The following is a 4,614-nucleotide window of genomic DNA, read 5'->3' as shown; positions in this document are numbered from 1 at the left end:
ACGCTGATCGATCTGCCCACCTACCCGTTCGAGGGCCAGTCCTTCTGGCTGGACGCGGGATCGCCCCAGGGAGATGTCGGCGCCGCAGGGCTCATCCCGGCCGAGCACCCGTTGCTGGGCGCGGCGATCGGGCTCGCGACCGGAGGCGGCCAGGTGTTCACCGGGCGGCTCTCCACGCGTTCGCACCCGTGGCTGGCCGAGCACGCGGTGCTGGGCACCACGCTGGTGCCGGGCACCGCCCTGCTGGAACTCGTGCTCGCGGCGTCCGGGGGCGGACAGGTGCGGGAGCTGACGTTCGAGACCCCGCTCGTGCTTCCGGCGCACGAGGAAGTGCTGGTTCAGGTGGTCCTCGGGGAGGAGGACGACGGCCGCCGGGCGGTGTCCGTGCACTCCTCGGCCGACGGCCAGAGCTGGATCCGGCACGCCGACGGCGTCCTGGACCAGGACGAGCCGGACCGGCCGGAGCCGCTGCTCGACTGGCCGCCCGCTGATTCGTCCACAGTGGACATCAGTGGCCTGTACGAGCGGCTGGACGCGCAGGGCTACCAGTACGGCGAGCAGTTCCGCGGGCTCACCGCGGTGTGGCAGCGGGGCGAGACCCTGTTCGCCGAGGCGGAGGTGCCGGAGCAGCGCGGGTTCGTGCTGGCCCCGGCGTTGCTGGACGCCGCCCTGCACGCCCTGCTGGTGGCAGGTGACTCGGTGCGGCTGCCCTTCGCCTGGCAGGGGTTCCGGGTGCACGGGACCGCCACCCGGGCGGTCCGGATCCGGTTGACCCGCCAGGACTCCGGTGACTTCGCGGTCGTGGTCGCGGATGAGAACGGGCTCCCGGTCGCCACCGCGCGCTCGCTCGCGCTGCGCGAGGTCGACCCGGCCCGGTTCGCCCGTGCCTCGGATGCCCTGTTCACCGTGGCGTGGGAGCGGGTGGACCCGCGTCCCGGTCAGCAGGCTGAGACCGAGCTGTGCTGGGCCGAGCAGGCGGACACGCCGGCCGCCACCACCGCCGGGGTGCTCGGCGTGCTGCAGGAGCGGTTGCCCCAGGAGGGACCGGTGCTCGTGGTGGCCGTCGAGGCGGCACACCGGGGTGGGGTGCGCGGTCTGGTGCGGTCGGCGGTGGCCGAGCACCCTGGCCGGTTCGCGCTGCTGGACACCGACGGTTCCGTGGACCCGGCGGAGGTGCTGCCGTTGTTCGCGGCGGAGACCGAGATCCGGGTCCGCGAGGGCGAGATCACCGTGCCCCGGCTCGTGCCCGCGACCGCGGGCGCCGCACTGCTCTGGCGCCGTGGCGCGCTGGTGATCACCGGCGGGCTCACCGGGCTGGGCGCTCTGGTGGCCCGGCACGCGGTGTCGAGCTGGGGCGTCGGTGAACTGGTGCTGCTGGGGCGGCGCGGTATGGCGACCCCGGGGGCGGCCGAGCTGGTCGCCGAGCTGACCGAGGCCGGCGCCGGGGTGTCGGTGCGGGCCTGCGATGTGGCCGAGGAGACCGAACTGGCGGAAGCGCTGGCCGGGTTCGACGTCCGGGGCGTGGTGCACGCCGCGGGTGTGCTGGACGACGCGGTGCTCTCCGGACTGACTCCGGAGCGGGTGGCCCGGGTGTTCGAGCCCAAGGTGAGCGGAGCCTGGAACCTGCACCGGCTCACCGGCGAACTCGATCTGTTCCTGCTGTTCTCCTCGGTGGCCGCGGTCCTCGGCGGCGCGGGGCAGGCCAACTACGCGGCCGCCAACAGCTGCCTGGACGAACTCGCCGAGCACCGCCGGTCCCTCGGCCTGCCCGCCACCTCGCTGGCCTGGGGCCTGTGGGGCGGCGGCGGGCTGGCCGCCGAACTGGGCGAGACCGAACTCGCCCGGCTGGCCGCCCGCGGTATCGGTGTGCTCTCCGATCAGGACGTGCGCACCCTGCTGGACCAGGCTCTCGGCCACACCACCGCGGTCACCGCGCGGTTCGACCGGCGCGTGCTGCGCGGCCAGGCCACCGCCGGGACCCTGCCGCCGTTGCTGCACCGGCTGGCCCCGGCGGCGAAGTCCCAGACCGGTTCCGCCGTGCGGGGCCTGCTGCCGACGCTGCCACCGGCGGAACAGCGCGCGGTGCTCACCACCCTGGTCAGCACCGAGGTGGCCGCCGTGCTCGGCCACGCCGACGCGCGCACCCTGGACACCGGCAAGGCCTTCGCCGACCTGGGTTTCGACTCGCTCACCGCGATCGAGCTGCGCAACCGGCTCACCGCCGCGACCGGCGCCACCCTGCCCACCGGCCTGATCTTCGACCACCCGACCCCGGCCGCGCTGGTCGACCACCTCGCGACCCTGCTGGGCCGAGCAGAACGCGTCGAGCAGCAGGTCGCGGCCAGACCGGTGGACGAGCCGATCGCGGTGGTGGGCATCGGCTGCCGCTACCCCGGCGGCGTGCACACCCCCGAGGACCTCTGGCAGCTGCTGGCCGCCGGCGCGGACGCGATCGCGGAGTTCCCCACCAACCGCGGCTGGCAGCTCGACAGCCTCTACCACCCCGACCCGGACCACTCGGGCACGGTGACCGTCACCCGCGGCGGTTTCTTGTACCAGGCCGATGAGTTCGACGCGGAGTTCTTCGGCATGAGCCCGCGCGAGGCCCTGGCCACCGATCCGCAGCAGCGGTTGTTGCTGGAGACCACCTGGGAGGCCCTGGAACACGGCGGGATCGTGCCGGAGTCCTTGCGCGGCAGCCGGACCGGCGTCTTCGCCGGGATCATGTACAACGACTACGCCTCCCGCCTGCACCCGATGCCCCCGGCCTTCGAGGGCTACGTCACCACCGGCAGCGCGCCGAGCGTGGCCTCGGGCCGGATCGCCTACACCTTCGGCTTCGAAGGTCCCGCGATCACCGTGGACACCGCCTGCTCCTCCTCGCTGGTGGCCATTCACTTGGCGGGACAAGCACTCCGGCAAGGTGAATGCGATCTGGCCGTCGCGGGTGGCGCGACCGTGATGGCCTCCCCGACGACGTTCATCGAGTTCTCCCGGCAGCGGGGTCTGGCCGCGGACGGCCGGTGCAAGGCTTTCGGAGACGAGGCCGACGGCACTGGCTGGGGGGAAGGGGCCGGGGTCCTGGTGTTGGAACGGCTCTCTGACGCTCAGCGCAACGGTCACCAGATCCTGGCGATCATTCGCGGTAGCGCGGTCAACCAGGACGGCGCGTCCAACGGCCTGACCGCGCCGAATGGCCCAGCCCAGCAACGAGTCATCCGGCAGGCTTTGGCCAACGCCGGGCTCACTCCCGGTGAGGTCGACGCCGTCGAAGCTCACGGCACCGGCACCCGCCTTGGCGACCCCATCGAAGCCCAAGCCCTGCACGAGGTCTACGGCCCCGAACACCAGGATTCACCGCTCTGGCTGGGTTCGCTGAAGTCCAACCTGGGCCACACGCAAGCTGCGGCCGGTGTGGGCGGCGTGATCAAGATGATCATGGCGATGCGGCACGGGCAACTGCCCGCCACCCTGCACGCCCAAACGCCTTCCAGCCACGTCGACTGGGACGGCAGCATCGCGTTGCTGACCGAGTCCCGGCCGTGGGAGGTAGACCGTCCGCGGCGGGCGGGGGTGTCCTCCTTCGGCATCAGTGGGACCAACACCCACCTCATCCTCGAACAAGCGCCCGAAGCGGAACCGATTCCCGCCGGGACGCCTGGCCCGCTGCTGTTCTCGGCCAAGACCGAGGCCGCGCTGCGCGCCCAGGTCGAGCAGGTGCGCGAACTCCTGGCCGCCGGAGCCGATCCCGCTGCGGTCTCCCGCGCGCTGGCCACCACCCGCACCGCTTTCGAGCACCGCGCGGCTGGCCTGGACGGAGCAGCGCAGGTCGCCGTGCCGCCGACAGTGGCAATGATGTTCTCCGGCCAGGGCTCCCAGTGGGCCGGCATGGGTGCAGACCTGCTGACCTATCCCGTCTTCGCCGAGACCTTCACCCGGCTCTGCGACAAGTTCGGCCTTGACCTGCCGCTCAGCGACGCGGTCCATGACACCGCCAACACCCAGCCCGCCCTCTTCGCCCTGGAAGTCGCCCTCTACCGACTGCTGGAATCACTTGGCATCACCCCGTCTGTCCTTATTGGACACTCGCTGGGTGAGATCACGGCGGCGCATGTCGCCGGTGTGCTCAGCGAGGACGACGCCGTCACCCTGGTGGCTGCCCGCGCCCGGCTGATGCAGTCGATCACCACCCCCGGCGCGATGCTGGCCATCCAGGCCCCCGAAGCCGAGGTTTCGCCCCTGCTGCCACCGGGTGTGTCTATCGCGGCGGTCAACACCCCGACCTCGGTGGTGGTCTCCGGCGACGCCGACGCGGTGGAAGCCCTGCGGGACTGCGGTTTCCGCACCACCCGCCTCAAGGTCAGCCACGCTTTCCACTCCGCGCACCTGGATCCGATCCTGGACGAGTTCGCTGCTGTGGCAGCGGGGTTGACCTACCACGAGCCGAAGATCCCGGTCGTGACCAACCTGACCGGCGAGATCGCCACCACCCTCACCGACCCCCAGCACTGGGTGCGGCATGTCCGGGGCACGGTTCGCTTCGCCGACGGACTGGCCACCCTGGCTGCCCGGGGCGTGACGCACCTGGTCGAGGTCGGGCCGCACCCGGCACTG

Annotated in this window: 1 protein-coding gene; it reads left to right on the top strand. The window is 72.3% G+C overall.

The genetic code is table 11. The features are described from left to right. On the top strand, nucleotides 1-4,614 hold a 4,614-nt coding region (locus tag M8C13_RS44235), incomplete at both ends, for a type I polyketide synthase (RefSeq protein WP_252486852.1).

It is taken from the genome of Crossiella sp. SN42 (genome assembly GCF_023897065.1).
Taxonomy (GTDB): Bacteria; Actinomycetota; Actinomycetes; order Mycobacteriales; family Pseudonocardiaceae; genus Crossiella.
Note: the sequence above shows the minus strand (reverse complement) of the source record. Positions and strands in the feature narration are given on the sequence as shown.